Origin of the sequence: Luteibacter aegosomaticola (assembly GCF_023078475.1) — a bacterium.
Taxonomy (GTDB): Bacteria; Pseudomonadota; Gammaproteobacteria; order Xanthomonadales; family Rhodanobacteraceae; genus Luteibacter; species Luteibacter aegosomaticola.
This window is the reverse complement of sequence record NZ_CP095741.1, coordinates 1601182-1616118: the sequence shown is the minus strand read 5'-3', so window position 1 is coordinate 1616118 and position 14937 is coordinate 1601182. Positions and strand designations below refer to the sequence as shown.

General features: G+C 66.6%; 13 protein-coding genes. 3 read left to right on the top strand and 10 right to left on the bottom strand.

What is annotated here, in order from left to right; translation table 11 throughout:
* Nucleotides 1-43: 43 nt before the first annotated feature.
* Both L2Y96_RS07105 and L2Y96_RS07100 read left to right on the top strand, forming a co-directional pair.
* A complete protein-coding gene (locus L2Y96_RS07105; protein ID WP_247334634.1) occupies nt 44-1363 on the top strand; it encodes an L-fuconate dehydratase in 1320 nt (439 codons plus the stop codon).
* Between the two features lie 4 nt (nt 1364-1367).
* Nucleotides 1368-2510: an alpha-hydroxy acid oxidase gene (locus L2Y96_RS07100; protein WP_247334624.1), complete on the top strand. Its 1143-nt coding sequence runs from the start codon at nt 1368-1370 to the stop codon at nt 2508-2510.
* Between the two features lie 64 nt (nt 2511-2574).
* Here the strand turns inward: L2Y96_RS07100 and L2Y96_RS07095 are convergent, their stop codons facing one another.
* Both L2Y96_RS07095 and fucP read right to left on the bottom strand, forming a co-directional pair.
* A complete protein-coding gene (locus L2Y96_RS07095) occupies nt 2575-2925 on the bottom strand; it encodes an L-rhamnose mutarotase (protein ID WP_247334622.1) in 351 nt (116 codons plus the stop codon).
* Nucleotides 2922-4217: an L-fucose:H+ symporter permease gene (gene fucP / locus L2Y96_RS07090; RefSeq protein WP_247334619.1), complete on the bottom strand. Its 1296-nt coding sequence runs from the start codon at nt 4215-4217 to the stop codon at nt 2922-2924. The genes L2Y96_RS07095 and fucP overlap by 4 nt, the downstream gene beginning before the upstream one ends.
* A 170-nt stretch (nt 4218-4387) precedes the next feature.
* On the opposite strand from fucP, the gene L2Y96_RS07085 reads away from it, so the two are divergent.
* Nucleotides 4388-5155 carry an IclR family transcriptional regulator gene (locus tag L2Y96_RS07085; protein ID WP_247334604.1) on the top strand — a complete coding sequence of 256 codons (768 nt, stop codon included), beginning with the start codon at nt 4388-4390 and terminating at the stop codon, nt 5153-5155.
* 257 nt (nt 5156-5412) lie between these two features.
* Here the strand turns inward: L2Y96_RS07085 and queA are convergent, their stop codons facing one another.
* Genes queA through L2Y96_RS07045 form a run of 8 tightly spaced genes read right to left on the bottom strand, consistent with a single transcriptional unit; the run spans nt 5413 to nt 14714 of the window.
* Nucleotides 5413-6447 (bottom strand): tRNA preQ1(34) S-adenosylmethionine ribosyltransferase-isomerase QueA, encoded by a 1035-nt coding sequence (queA, locus tag L2Y96_RS07080; RefSeq protein WP_247334602.1) that lies wholly within the window; start codon nt 6445-6447, stop codon nt 5413-5415.
* Nucleotides 6448-6481: 34 nt separating this feature from the next.
* Nucleotides 6482-8869: a hypothetical protein gene (locus L2Y96_RS07075; RefSeq protein WP_247334595.1), complete on the bottom strand. Its 2388-nt coding sequence runs from the start codon at nt 8867-8869 to the stop codon at nt 6482-6484.
* Nucleotides 8866-10041: a DUF3142 domain-containing protein gene (locus L2Y96_RS07070; protein WP_247334593.1), complete on the bottom strand. Its 1176-nt coding sequence runs from the start codon at nt 10039-10041 to the stop codon at nt 8866-8868. The genes L2Y96_RS07075 and L2Y96_RS07070 overlap by 4 nt, the downstream gene beginning before the upstream one ends.
* 50 nt (nt 10042-10091) lie before the next feature.
* Nucleotides 10092-10694 carry a response regulator transcription factor gene (locus L2Y96_RS07065; RefSeq protein ID WP_247334591.1) on the bottom strand — a complete coding sequence of 201 codons (603 nt, stop codon included), beginning with the start codon at nt 10692-10694 and terminating at the stop codon, nt 10092-10094.
* Nucleotides 10691-11788: a sensor histidine kinase gene (locus L2Y96_RS07060; RefSeq protein ID WP_247334589.1), complete on the bottom strand. Its 1098-nt coding sequence runs from the start codon at nt 11786-11788 to the stop codon at nt 10691-10693. Before L2Y96_RS07060 ends, L2Y96_RS07065 begins: the two co-directional genes overlap by 4 nt.
* 32 nt (nt 11789-11820) lie before the next feature.
* The gene (locus L2Y96_RS07055; RefSeq protein WP_247334587.1) at nt 11821-13020 is read right to left on the bottom strand and encodes a sensor histidine kinase; all 1200 of its coding nucleotides are present in this window, start codon (nt 13018-13020) and stop codon (nt 11821-11823) included.
* Between the two features lie 6 nt (nt 13021-13026).
* Nucleotides 13027-13806, bottom strand: a complete 780-nt coding sequence (locus tag L2Y96_RS07050) for an ABC transporter permease (RefSeq protein ID WP_247334585.1) — start codon at nt 13804-13806, stop codon at nt 13027-13029.
* Nucleotides 13803-14714 (bottom strand): ABC transporter ATP-binding protein, encoded by a 912-nt coding sequence (locus L2Y96_RS07045; protein ID WP_247334584.1) that lies wholly within the window; start codon nt 14712-14714, stop codon nt 13803-13805. Before L2Y96_RS07045 ends, L2Y96_RS07050 begins: the two co-directional genes overlap by 4 nt.
* Between the last annotated feature and the right edge of the window lie 223 nt (nt 14715-14937).

Sequence of the window (14937 nt, the reverse complement as noted above, 5' to 3'; positions counted from 1 at the left end):
CCTGACGGATCGACTTATCGCCGGCTCGGGAGGCCGGAACAGCATGGCAACCATTACGGCGCTGGACACGTACGACGTGCGCTTCCCCACCTCGCGGGACCACGATGGCTCCGACGCGATGAACCCGGACCCCGATTACTCGGCGGCTTATGTCGTGCTACGCACCGATAGCGCGGACGGTCTCGCGGGCTACGGCCTCGTGTTCACGATCGGGCGCGGCAACGATGTGCAGACCGCGGCGCTCGCCGCACTCGCGCACATGGTCGTCGGGCGCTCGGTCGAAAGCATCGCGGACGATCTCGGTGCCTTCGCCCGCGAGCTCAACAGCGATTCGCAGCTGCGCTGGCTCGGGCCCGAGAAGGGCGTGATGCACATGGCGATCGGCGCGGTGATCAACGCGGCCTGGGATCTCGCCGCACGCCGTGCCGGCAAGCCGGTGTGGCGTTTCCTCGCCGACATGACGCCCGAACAGCTCGTGGCGCAGATCGATTTCCGCTACCTCACCGATGCGCTGACACCGGAGCAGGCGCTGGCGATCCTGCGCGAAGCCGAACCGCACAAGCAGGCTCGCATCGCGCAGCTCGAGACGGAAGGCTACCCGGCGTACACCACGTCGCCCGGCTGGCTCGGCTACACCGATGAAAAAATGCAACGCCTCGCGCGCCAGGCCGTCGCTGACGGCTTCCGCACGATCAAGCTGAAGGTGGGCCTGCGCCTCGACGACGACATCCGCCGCTGCCGCCTCGCCCGCGAGACGGTGGGTCCGGATATCGCGATCGCCGTGGATGCGAACCAGCGCTGGGACGTCGGCACCGCGATCGAATGGCTGAAGCCGCTGGAGAGCGTCGGCCTGGCCTGGGTGGAAGAACCCACCAGCCCCGATGACGTGCTCGGCCACGCGGCGATCCGCCGCGCGGTGGCGCCCACGCCGATTTCCACGGGCGAACACGGCCAGAACCGCGTGCTGTTCAAGCAGCTGTTCCAGGCCGAGGCCGTGGATTTGATCCAGATCGACGCCGCGCGCGTCGGTGGGGTGAACGATAACCTCGCCATCCTGCTGATGGCGGCAAAGTTCGGCGTGCGCGTGTTCCCGCACGCCGGCGGCGTGGGCCTGTGCGAGCTGGTGCAGCACCTCGCCATGGCGGATTTCGTGGCGATTACCGGCAAGAAGGACGACCGCGCCATCGAGTTTGTCGATCACCTGCACGAGCACTTCGTGGACCCGGTACGGATCGAGCGCGGTCATTACCTCGCCCCTTCAGCGCCAGGTTTCTCGGCGGAAATGCACCCGGCTTCGGTACAAGACCACCTGTTCCCCGGTGGTATCGTGTGGCGCGAGCTTCCGCTCGCCGCAGAGGGCTGACGCCATGGTGACCCCGGTCACGAATATCGCGGACCTGCGCGAACTCGCGCGCAAGCGTGTTCCCCGCGCTTTCTTCGAGTATGCGGACCGGGGCTCCTACGATGAATCGACGCTGCGCGAGAACCGCCGCGCGTTCGAGCGCATCCGCTTCCGCCAGCGCGTGATGTCCAACGTGGACCATCGCTCACTCGCCACCAGCGTCGTAGGCCAGCCGCTGAGCATGCCGCTGGCGATCGCGCCGACAGGCCTCACCGGCCTGCAGCACGGCAGCGGCGAGATCCACGGTGCGCGTGCCGCCGCGAAAGCGGGCATCCCGTTCTGCCTGAGCACCATGTCGATCTGTTCGATCGAGCAGGTGCGCGCGGCGACGGAGACGCCATTCTGGTTCCAGGTGTATGTGATGCGCGACCGCGGCTTCACCCGCGAGCTCATCCGCCGCGCACGTGCCGCCGAGTGCTCCGCGCTGATGCTGACCGCGGACCTGACCGTGCAGGGCCAGCGCCACCGCGAAATCAAGAACGGCCTCTCGGTGCCGCCCAAGGTCACGCTGCGCAACCTGTTCGATATCGCAAGCAAGCCGCGCTGGGCGTGGAACGTGCTGCGCGCACCAAGCCGTTCGTTCGGCAACCTGGATGGCAAAGTGCAAGGCGCGGATAGCCTCACGACGCTCGCCCAGTGGATCGCCAACCAGTTCGATCCGACGTTGAACTGGAATGACCTCGCATGGATCCGCGACCTCTGGCCGGGGAAGCTGATCATCAAGGGCATCCTCGATGCGGAGGATGCGAAGCTGGCCGTGCAGCATGGCGTCGACGCCATCGTGGTATCGAACCATGGCGGGCGGCAGCTCGACGGTGCACCGGCGGCGATCGATGTGTTGCCTTCGATCGTGGATGCCGTGGCGGGTGGTACTGAAGTGCTGCTCGATAGCGGCATCACGAGCGGACAGGATCTGCTGAAGGCGTTGGCACTGGGTGCGCGTGCCGGGCTGATCGGCAAGGCATTCCTTTACGGCCTCGGCGCGAATGGCGAAGGCGGTGTGACGCAAGCGATCGAGCTGATCCGCAAAGAACTGAGCACGAGCATGGCGCTGACGGGGGCGCTGGATGCGACGCGGGTGAGTTCCGACATTCTCTGGCGGCAGTGATCGCTCTTGTAGGAGCGCGCTTGCGCGCGACGCCGTTCGTACCGACGCGCAGGCCTACCGGCTCTTAACCCACACACCCCGCCAAATCAAAAATCCGCACCATCGGCACCCACTTCTGCCCTTCCGCCGCCCACGGCAACGGCTGCTGGAACGTCGACATCAACGCCTCCCACGCCTGCACCCGCTCGCTGGCGGCATCGGCGGCCGCCTTGGCTTCTGCATCGAACCCAGGCCCGACGCGCATCAACATCACCAGCCGGTTGCCGGTGCGGAAGATCTGCATGTCGAGAATGCCGGCGGCACGAATCGACGCGACCACTTCGGGCCAGACGAACTCGGCACGGTGCCAGCGCTCGTATTCGGCGATCAGCGCGGCGTCGTCGCGCAGGTCCAGAGCGAGGCACTGCCAGGTCATGCGGGGGCTCCCACGGAGCGCACGCGGCTCCAGGCGAACAGGAAGATGGCGAGGAAGCACACCATCGGCACCAGCATCGCCAGCGCGATGCCCAGGTGGTCCGAGGTCGCGCCCATCGCCGCGGTGACGACCGCCCCGCCCACGATCGCCATCACCAGCAGCGAGGCGCCGAACTTGCGTTCGGTATCGCCACGGCCTTCGACACCCAGGGCGAAGATGGTGGGGTACATGATCGACATGAAGAAGCTCGAAGCCACCAGCGCATCAATGCCGAGATGCCCGGGCACAAAGGCCGCGAAGGCGGCGAGCGCCACGTTGATGATCGAGAAGGTAGCGAGCACATGCGCCGGCCGCAGGTACTTCATGATCGCCGCGCCCGCGAAACGCCCGGCCATGAAGGCGAGCAGCCCCGCCGTGATGTAGTTGGCCGCGACCTTGTCCGGCGTGCCCGGCATCGTCGCCTGCGCGTAGCGGATCATGTAGCTGAAGACGGCCACTTGCGCGCCCACGTAGAAGAACTGCGCCACCACGGCCGACATGAAACGCCATTCGCGCAGCAGGCGCCCCAGGACGCCATGTTCGACGGTCGCGCCCTCCTCCGCCACGGAGACCGTGGGGAAACGTGTCACCGCGATGATCACGGCCCAGGCGAGCACGCCCAGGCCGATGAACAGGTACGGCATCTGCACCGCCGCGGCTTCACTGTGTACGTAAGCCGTCCGCGCGGCCTGATCCATCGCCGCCAGTTCCGCCGGGGTGCGTTCCACGCCGGTGAAGATGAAATGCTGGCCGATCAAGACGCCGGTAATCGAGCCCAGCGGGTTGAACGCCTGGGCGAGATTCAATCGCGACGCCGCCGATTCACGCGGGCCAAGCAGCGTGACATACGGGTTCGCCGAGGTTTCGAGGAACGCGAGCCCGGCGGCGATCACGAACAGGCCGACGAGGAACGTGGCATACGTGGCCGTCGCGGCGGCGGGCCAGAACAGCAAGGCGCCCGCGCCATACAGGCCGAGGCCGAATACCACGGCCGCTTTATAGCCGAAGCGGCGCATGAAGGCGCCCGCAGGAATGGCTACGAAGAAATAGCCGAGGTAGAAGGCGCTCTGCACCAGGCCTGCCTGGAAATCCGACAGGGTGAAGGCCTTCTTGAATTGCGCGACCAGCACGTCGTTGAGGTTGTTAGCCCCGCCCCAAAGGAAGAAGAGGCTGACGATCAGTACCAGCGGGAACAACGGCGCTTTGGCCAGGGCTCGCGTATCCGGCACCTTGAACGGCGTGTGTTGCTGCATGCTCTACCACCCCTCGCGTGACCCTGGCCCCACTTGTGCAAATATGAACCGATAGTTCACCTGCATAACAAGCTGCGTTGCAGCATAAGTAGCATGCGGCGCCCCATATGTCTCCCCTGAACAGCAGGCTAGACTGACGCCGCAACGTCTTGGTCACGCCACGGAACGCCATGCCCTCTGAGTCGCCGAAGTATCGCGCCCCCGCCCTCGACAAGGGCCTCGATATCCTCGAACTGCTGGCCAAGGCTACGCAGCCCTTGTCCATTGCCGAGATCTCCGACGGCGTCGGCCGTTCCCGCGGTGAAATCTTCCGCATGCTCCAGGTGCTGGAGGAGCGTGATTACATCGCGCGCCCCGATGGCGAAGGCTCGTACTCGCTCACGCCGCGCCTGTTCCGCCTGGGCATGGAACAGCCACCGGTGAAGAACCTGGTGGAAGTGGCCATGCCCGTGATGCACCGGCTGGCCGACGACATCGACCAGTCGTGCCACCTCGTGGTGCCTTCTCAGGAACAGATCGTCGTCATCGCCCGCGTGGACCCGCCTGGTGAAACGGGCCTGGTCGTCCGCGTGGGCCACCGCCGCCCCATCTCGCATTCGGCTTCCGGCTACGTGCTCCTCGCCTGGCAGACCGACGAAACCCGCGAGCGCTGGTTCCGCCTGATGCTGGAACACGAGCCGGGCCTCAAGCGCGGGCGGCTGGAGACGACGATCAAGGAGATCCGTGCGGCAGGCCTCGCGACCATTCCCAGCGAAGTCGTCGACGGCGTCACCGATCTCTCCGCTCCGATCATCGAAGGCAACCACGCCGTCTGCGCGCTGACCGTGCCGTTCATCGAACGCCGCGGCGCCAAGGCCGACGTCAAAGCCACCGCCGCCCTGCTCCGCGCCGCCGCCGAAGACATTAGCCGCGACCTCTCCCACGGCGCGCCACTGTAGGAGCCCACCCTGTGGGCGACCTCTTTCGCCTCACCGCCACAGGCCCTGTCGCGTTATCGCGAACGGCGCGCCGTTGTAGGAGCCCACCCTGTGGGCGACATCTTTCGCCTCACCGCCACAGGCCCTGTCGCGTTATCGCGAACGGCGCTCCGTTGTAGGAGCCCACCCTGTGGGCGACATCTTTCGCCTCACCGCCGCAGGCCCTGTCGCGTTATCGCGAACGGCGTCGCCCACAGGGTGGGCTCCTACAGCGGCGGTTATGCGTGGGGTGGGGGCAGGATCAGCATGGCGTCGCCGTAGCTGAAGAAGCGGTAGCGCTGGAGGACGGCGTAGCGGTAGGCGTCCAGGATCGCTTCCTTGCCGGCGAGTGCCGAGACCAGCATGAGCAGGGTCGACTGCGGCAGGTGGAAGTTGGTGACCAGCGCATCGATGCTGGTGATCTTGTAGCCGGGGAAGATGAAGATCTGGGTTTCACCGGCGAACGGGCGCAGCACGCCTTCGACGGTGGCGCTTTCCAGCGCGCGTACGACCGTGGTGCCCACGGCGATGACGCGGCCGCCGCTTGCACGCGTGTTGCGGATCTTTTCGACGAGCTCAGCGCCGACGTTCAACCACTCGCGGTGCATGACATGGTCCTGCACGTTCTCCGCGCGCATCGGCTGGAACGTACCCGCGCCGACGTGCAAGGTGACGTAACCAAAGTCCACGCCCTTCGCACGCAGCTTTTCCAGCAGCGCTTCGTCGAAGTGCAGGCCGGCGGTCGGTGCGGCGACGGCACCGGGCTCGCGGGCGAACACGGTCTGGTAGCGCTCCATGTCGGAGTCGTCGGCGCTGCGTTCGATGTATGGCGGCAGCGGCATTTCGCCGAGGCGACCGAGCAGCCGCTCCAGCGGTTCATCGATCTCGAAGCGCAGGTTGAAGAACTCGCCATCGCGGCCCATCACCGTGATGCGGGTGCCATCGGCGAGTTCGATGATGCCGCCTTCCTTCGGCTTCTTGCTCACGCCGAGCTGGGCCCGGGCTTCATGGGCACCCGTGACCCGTTCGATCAGGATCTCGACCGCGCCACCACTGTCCTTGCGGCCGTAGAGGCGCGCGGGCAACACGCGGGTGTCGTTGAACACCAGCAGGTCGCCCGGCTGGATGAGATCCGGGAGGTCGTAGAACTTCCGGTTCGACTTGGACCGGGCGGCCACGTCCACCACCAGCAGGCGGCTGCCCGAGCGGCGCTCGAGCGGCGCCTGGGCGATCAGGTCGGGCGGGAGATCGAAGTCGAAATCGGATTTCTTCACGTAGGGGGCCGGTGAAACCAGGAGGGGCCTGGGATTATGGCGCAATCCGGCGGCGACGGCGCCGCACGACCGCCCAGCCCAGCCCCGCGACGGCCAGTACGGCCACGCCAGCCTCCAGCGGCAGCCAGTGGCGGACGAAGCGCTTCACGGCCGCCACCTGCTGGGCCCGCTTGAGCGCCCGGGCCCGGGCGAAGTCCGGCTCCTCGCAGCTCCAGCCGAAATCCGAGGCCCATTCCACGTATGGGCCTTTCTTCACGTAGCGGGCGTAGTACGCGTTCACCCGGCGCTGGCGCTCGTTGAGTGGCTTGCCCTCTTCGCCATCGCCGGCTTCGTTGTAATCGGGCGGGCCCTCCAGCATCCAGTGGGTGGCCTGGCATAGCGTGGCCGCGAACGCCTGGGACCGTGGGGGCAGCATGTCGGCGGCCGCGACGGCCCGGTCAGCGGCGATGTAGCGATAGTGCAGGCGGCGATCCGGCTGCGAGGCACTGTCCTTGAAACGCTGGCGTTCGCCGTCCGTGACCTCAGGCCCCTTCAGCGATTCCGCCGACTGGCCACTGCCGCCCTGGAAGTAGCCGCCGTTGTCGAGGTAATCCGGCCCCTGTTCGTAACCCAGGATCTCCATGCCGTTCTCACGCGCGATCTTCGCCGCCGCGTAGCGCGCTTCCGCCTTGCCGATATCGGTCCAGGCACTGTCGCCGTCGTGCACGGCGGCGGCATAGGCCTTCGCCTGGGCGGGAAGATCCACATCGCCGAAGCGCTTGTCACCGGCCGAGGGGAAATACGCATAGGCCTCGTCGTAGCGGCCCTCGCGCATGAGTCGGCGCGCCAGCAGGTAGCGCAGGTGATCGTCCACGCTATCCGACCCGTACGACGTTTGCTCGTCCTTGGTCTTCGGGGCCGGCGCCGGGGAATACGCGGGTGCGTGTGCGTCGACAAACGTCTTTAGCTCATCGGCCGTGAGGACGCGCTCGGCGACATACGCGGCATCGTTGCCGTAGCCCGTACCCGAGCTGCTCATTTCGTCGTAGGTGTTGCCATCGCCGCCCACGGATTTGGCGGCTTCGTACAGACGCGTCATCGCTTCCACGTAGTCGCCACGCGAGAGGGCAAGCACGCCGCGCTCGCCCATCAGCAGGTGCACGTTGCCCGCTTCCAGCGTGGCCTTGGGATCATCCGCCTTGGGGAAGGCTTTCGCGGCCTCGGCATACGCTGTGGCAGCCGCAGCGGCATCGCCTTTACGCAGGGCGAGCTTGGCGCGCACCCAGCTGGCCAGTGGACCGTCGGCTTTCGCCAGCAGCTTTTCCGCGTCGTCGTAGCGACCGAGTTCGTAGGCGAGCGAGGCGAGGCGGTCGGCGGAGGCGACTTTGTCCGCTCCGTTCGCGAGCACCGCATCGACCAGCTGCGTGAGCGCGGGCAGCGGCTTGCCATCGCTGGTCTGCGGCGCCACGCGGGCGAGCGCGTACGCCACGAGCATGCGCTGCGAAACGGGGCCATCGATGAGCGCCGCAGCCTGGCCGTCGTTAGCCAGCACCGCACCGGCGATCGCTTCGAGCGAATCGACTGCCTGCCCCGAGCCGTGTCCGGCCTGCGCGGCGTACAGCGCAATGGCGTGCTTCAGGTCGGCAGGCGCCACGTCGCTCGCGCAGTCATCGTTGCGGGTGAACTCGGCCCACCCGCAGAAGGTCTTGCCGGCGAACAGGCTGAGACGGGCTTCTTCGCCGAAGCTCGCCACGCCGAGGCCCTGCGCGTCGGATGCACCTGCAAGCACGCGGGCACGCGTTTGCTGGAAGGCTTTAGCAGCAGCGTCGCGGGCTGCGGCAAATGCCTGCGTTCCCGCTGCACGCTCTGCGCGGAGCGCGCTGACCTCGCCCAGCATGTAGGCCGCCCACGCGCCACGGGCCTTCGACTGCTCCGCGGGCAGCGCCAGGACTTGTTCGAAGCTGGCCTGCGCGGCATCCAGCGCCGCGGCGTCGAAATCCGTGCATGCCGGCCGCTCAGGCACGTTGTCCGACGCATCGTCCGAATCGGCCGCCGGCGCCGGTGCACATGCGCCCGTCGCCCGGTTGTAATCGACCGCACCCGCCACGTAGCGGCGCACATCCTCCGGCAGGCCTTCCCCAGCGGCATAGGCCGCGCTGCCTGTCGCCGAGCCCATCAGCCCTTTCACCTTCGCCGTCTGATCGGGCGGCAAGTCGGCACGTTGCGGTGCATCGCCCCAGCGCGGCGTCTCGACGGCTTCAAGCGCATCGGCGGCAGGCAGCAGGTGCTGCGCCTCGAAGGTGAAGGTGTTCTGCGGCGCCGCCTGCAGCGTGCCTGCGCGATCGTCGAGCAACTGGGTCGGGAAGTCCGGGCCACAGGCCCAGGCGACGGCACCGATGGCAGCGAGGGCGAAACCAGCGGCGAGCGCATTGTGCTTCATCATGAAACGGGAGGTCCCTGCAGGGTAAGCGTGGTGAGTGTGCCAGGGCGGCAGCGGGCCCAGCCAATGGCGCGCGTGGTGTGCGCGGGCAAGGGGCGAGCCTGCGCGGCCACCAGCGTAGGTGTCGTGGTGTTCGGTGCGAGACGATAGCCGTCGATGCCGTCGGCCAGCTCGCAACCTTCGGGCAAGGCGACGCGCGCCGGTGCGGCGGTGTCAGCCGACGCGGGGTTTTCCAGCAGCACATCGCTTGCACCGTTGCCCGCATCGCGCAGATGCAGTTGCAGTGGCGCGCGGTCGAGATGGTTGGTAACAACGCTGCGCCAGGTAGCCAGGCTCCAGGCACGAGTGTCTTCCGTGGTCGGCAGGCGGAACCACACGATGCCGGTGAGGCCATCCGGACGGTTGGTGTCGAGGCGCTTTACAAAGCCGAGGACCGTATCCGGCGAGGCGTACAGTTCCGACGACACAGCGCCCGCCGCCAGCGCGGCCTGCTCGCTTTCCACCGCCAGCAGCGTGCCATCCGCGTTCCAGCTCACCCGAGAGCCGTACGTCGGCAACGCCACGCGGAAAGGCTTGTGGGTGTGCTTCGCGTAGTTGCTAACCCAGTCCGCGGCGATGTCCGGGTTGAACAGGCCCGCCTGGGGCGCCTGCACGGCATGGACCTGCACGACGGATTCGTCGGGAATGGCGAGCAGGCCGTCGAGGTTCGGTGAGCCGATCCAGGTAGGCAGTGCCGTGATCGAGAGCGGCACGTGCCCCAACGCGGGCTTCAGTTCACGCAGGAAGGCGGTGTACGCGGGTAGCCTCGCCGTGGGGCAGTCGTAATCGATCTCGACGCCCGCGGCTTGCGGCCACGTCGCGACGATGCGCGTGATCCGCTCACGCAGGTCCGCCGGATCGAAGTTGGCCAGGCGGCCATCGATGCGCACGACGAGCACCACGGGGCGCTGCGAGGCATCCAGCGTCGCGCGATCGGGCGCGAACATCTGGAAGCGTCCATCACGCGACGCCTGCGCGACGAGCACACGCCAATCGCGCACGACGTCGCGCGAAGCATCCACGGCGTGGCGGAGCGATGGGGTCCACTGGCGCTGCCAGATATAAGCATCGTGGGTGAGCGGCGCAGGTGTGCGGCCGCACGCACTTAGCAGCGCGACCGCGGAAGCTAACAACACCGTGCACAACGTTCGCGCCAATCGACTTGCCCCTGGGTGGCAGGTCGAGATTATAGCCAGCCTTTCTGTCGCGCCAGCCGGTACGCCTCGATGCGGTTCGCGGCTCCGAGCTTGCCGATCGCCTCGGAGAGGTAGTTACGCACGGTGCCGTGCGAGAGATTGAGCTGGGTGCCGATGTCGCTGGCGGATTGCCCTTCCCCGGCGAGGCGCAGGACCTGCCGCTCGCGGTCGTTTAGCGGGTCGGCTTCGGACCATGCTTCCAGCGCGAGCTGCGGATCGATCGCGCGGCCGCCGCGGTGCACGAGGCGCAGCGATTCGGCGAGGTTTTCGGCCGGCGCGTCTTTCAACAGATAGCCACTCACACCGGCATCCAGCGCGCGGCGCAGGAAACCCGGCCGCGCGAACGTGGTGACGATAACCACCTTGATCGGTAGCTCGTGGCGGTGCACGCGCTGGGCGATTTCCAGGCCGGTGAGGCCGGGCATCTCGATATCGGTGACCAGCACATCGGGCTTCAGCCGCTGCAGTTCCCGCCAGGCCGTTTCGCCATCGGGTGCGGAGCCGAGCACTTCGATATCGGATTCCAGGTTGAGCAGCGCCGACAGCGCGCCGCGCACCATGGCCTGGTCTTCGGCGAGAAACACACGGATCATGCGATGCGCTCCTGCAGGCCAGCATGGGAAAGCTCGATGGCCAGCGCTGTGCCCTGCTTCGCCGGCGAGTCGATGGCCAGCCGGCCACCGATCTGGCGCACACGTTCGCGCATACCCGACACGCCATTGCCGTGCGCGGCGAGGCCGCCGCAGCCGTTATCCGAGATTCGCATCGAGAACGCCTGTCCTTCCTGGGTGATGGTGACCCGTGCCTCGGTGGCGCGGGAATGGCGGTGAATGTTGGTGATGGCTTCGCGCAAGACCAGCGAGAGCGCTGCCTCGGCTTGCGCGGGCAACGTCAGTTCGCCCGGTTTCTCCACGGCAAGCGAGATACCGGAGGCCTCCAGCATCAAGCGCGCGGAGACCAGTTCGCAACCCAGGTCGCCCGCACGCATGCCGGTCACCGCGTTACGTACCTCGGCCAGGGTATGTCGGGCCACCCGCTCCACCTCCTCCATCTCGCGCTGCGCGCGCGGCGGGTCGGCGACGGCCAGGCGGCGTGCCAGTTCGGATTTCAGCGTAATCAGTGACAACGTGTGGCCAAGCAAGTCATGCAGATCGCGGCCGATGCGTTCACGCTCGGCCAGGGTGGCGAGGCGGGTGACCTCTTCCTGGGTGAGGCGCAGTTGCACATCGCGGCGGATCGTTCGCGCGTACAGGTAATTACCGTAGCCCGTAACCAGGCCGACGAAGGGCATGATCCATGCCTGGACGGCCGGAATATCGAACCAGTGAACCCACAGCAGGGTGAGGAGACTGCTGACCGTCGTCGCGATCAACCAGGGCCGGGGCGTGGTCGCGAAGGCCAGCATCGAAATCGAGATGACCACGTAGCCGATCGCGACCGGATTCACCGTCCACAGCGCGAAGCCCATGCCGATGACCGTGGCGCCGTTGCGAACCATGTGCCGCTGCGGTCCGAAGAAGACCTGCAGGTAGCAAGCCACGTACACAAACATCGAGAGCACCGAGGGAACCACCCACTCCCACTGGAAGCCCTTCACCGACCACGGCGCCGTGATCAGCGCGACCAGCCAGAACATCTGCAGGATGCAGGTCCAGCGCAGATAGATCGGCGAGTTCAGTCCGCCCATCAGGGAGTCGGGCCGCGGGTATCGCCACCAGTTCACGAGGCAAGCTTCCGCAGGACGGGCGGCAGGTCCTTGCGTTCCTCCGCGGTAAGCGGCACATGGATGACGACGCGCGTCCCCTTGCCCTTCAAGGAGTCGACTTGCATGCTGCCGCCGAGCGAACGAATGCGCTCACGCATGCCACACAGGCCGTTGCCCTCCGAGCCTGTCTTGCCGCGTCCGTTATCGGCGATGCTCAGCACCAGTTCGCTGCCCACCACCTCCACCTTTGCATCAGCCATCGAGGCCTGCGCGTGGCGGTGAATGTTGACCACGGCCTCGCGCAGCACGAGCGCGAGCTCGTTCTCGACGCGCGCGGGGAGCACCGGCACCTCCGTCAGATATGAAAAATTCACCGACGATGATCCCAGCAGCACACGTGCCGATGCGAGCTCCGCCGCAAGGCCCGTCGCACGGATGCCGGTGACCGCCGAGCGCACTTCCGCGAGGGCATGGCGGGCGACGCGCTCCGCTTCTTCCATCTCGCGGCGGGCCGCTTCCGTATCGCGATCGAGCAGGCGGCGGGAGAGCTCCAGTTTCAGGGTAATCAGGGACAGCGTGTGGCCCAGCAGATCGTGCAGGTCACGGCCGATGCGCTCACGCTCGGCCGTGGCGGCCAGCCGGCGCACTTCGTCGTGGGAAAGCTTCAGCTCCCAGTCCTTCTGGCCGTTCATCCGGTACAGCAGGTTCGCCACACTGACGGAGAGGGCCACGATCGTCATGACCAGCGCCACCGTCCAGGGCCACTCCATGACCGTGAGCGCCAGCGACACAAACACCGCGAGAACCACCGCGACCCGCGCGAGGCATACGCGCATGGGGCCATGGAAGCCCATGAACGAGCACGCGAAGATGACATAGCACGCGCCACCGCTGGCATTCACGCCCATCACCGCATAGCCCAGCAAGGCCATGGCCGTGGCGTACCACATCGTGTGCCGCACGGGACGGGTATACGCCATGGCGTAAAGGACCAGGAATGCCGGGAACGTCACGGACGTGACCGGTATCCAATGGTCGGGCAGCTTCGGCTGGAATACGAGGTCGCCGAAAACCCACAACGACCAGACCAGGTTGAACAGCGTCGTAAAGCGCAGCTTGCCTTGTGCCTTCAGGCGGGCCCACAGCGAATCGGGGGTAGGCTGCAACCACGACGAAGGCATCGGTCTGTCCGGGGTGGGAAGGTATGCGGCCATGCTACTTCAACCGTGCCGCGCCAGACGACGGCCGGCAAGGAACAGGAACACCGCCGTGAACCCGACCAGGGCGATCACGTGGATCAGCTCCCCACCCTTGCCCATGCCGATCGCGGAAAGCGCCAGTTGGTCAAGGTGGTAGGCCGGCCACAGCGGCGCGATCCCCTGGAGGAACCCGGGCATGATCGAGAGCGGAAACCACAGGCCTGAGAGGAAGGCCATGGGCAGGTAGATCAGGTTGACCAGACCCGTCGCCGACTGGCCCTTCACCAGCGTGCCGATGAGCAGGCCCAGCGAGCAGAAGGTGAGCACGCCCAGCACTTCGGTGACGAAGAACGCGGCGATGTTCGCGGCGCTTAGCTGCACATGCGCACCGAAGATGGCCAGGCACAACATGATCACCGTGATGAACGAGGCCATGATCAGCGCCATGCACATCTTACCGACGAGATAGGCGCCTGGCGGCATCGGTAGCGCGCGCTTCAACGTGAGCAGCCCCTGCTCACGATCGATCGCGAGCGATACGCCAAATCCGAACAGGCCCGGACCCATGACGCCGAACGTACCGTACGACGCGAGCAGGTAACGCGAGGCATCCGGCGAGTTGTGCTGGGCGAGGAAGATGCCGAACATCAGGTAGAACACCGACGGGAACAGCATCGTCGGCAGCAGGAAACCAGGCAGGCGCAGGTAACGCATGACTTCCGCGCGAGCTTCCTGGACATAGGCGTTCACGACCTGGCCGGTGCTCATCACCGGCGTGGCGGTACCTTCGAAGGTGTTCATGCGGCCTCCTGCACGGCGTCGCTGTCACGGGTAATTTCGGTAAACGCCTCGGCCAGGCCGGCGCGCTGTACTTCCAGTTCGGCGAGCTCGGCATCGATCGCCAGCAAACGGCGCACGACGGTTTCGGCTTGCGTGGTGGAGACCACGAGGCGATCGTGCTGCGCGCTGGCGCTCTCCACTTCCGGCCATGCCGCGACGGTTTCCGCGGGCACGCTGGTGATGCAACGTATGCGGCGCACGGCCACGTGGGCACGCAAGGCATCCACCGTGCCTTCGGTGACGACACGGCCCTTCGCGATCACGCACACGCGGTCGGCAAGCGCCTCGGCTTCTTCGAGATAGTGCGTGGTGAGCACCACCGAAGCACCGCTGGCGACGAGCCCGCGGATCGCCGTCCATAGTGCCTGCCGCGAGGTGATATCCATGCCCGCCGTCGGCTCGTCCAGGAACAGCAGTTCCGGATGCCCGGCCAGTGCCATCGCGAACTGCACGCGGCGCTGCTGGCCACCGGAAAGCGCGGCGTAACGGCGTTCGAGCAGGTCGGTGATGCCGGCGATCTCCGCGCATTCGGCCACGGCGCGTGGCCGCGGGTAGTAGCTGGAGGTGACCCGGAGCAGCTCGCGTACCTTCAGGGTCGGTGGCAGGTTGGCCGATTGCAGCATCACGCCGATGCGGCGGCGGGCGTCGAGCCCGAGCGGATCGCGCCCAAACAGGCTGACCGTACCGCTGTCGGCGCGATGGAGGCCGAGCAGCAGGCCGATGCTGGTGGTCTTGCCGGCGCCGTTGGGGCCGAGCAGCGCCAGCAGCTCGCCACGGTGGATGCTGAGGTTGATCCCATCCAGCGCCGTAACGGCGCCGTAACGCTTGTGGACGCCGTCGAGGCGGGCAATGCAGGTGTCGTGATTCATGGTGTCCTCCCTTGCGTCGCAACATAAACGCACGCAACCCCTTGGCGGCAGTCGTTTGCGTCATTGTGCGGATGTGACAAGCGTCACCCGGGGGTTACGGGGCAAAAATCGCCATGCTATGCTCGGCCAATAATCCCTTTAAACATAGGTAGTTAGAGCAATATCGGGGATTCCATCCAGGAGCGCGCTTACGCGCGATCCCATGCACGCCACAGCTTCAGGT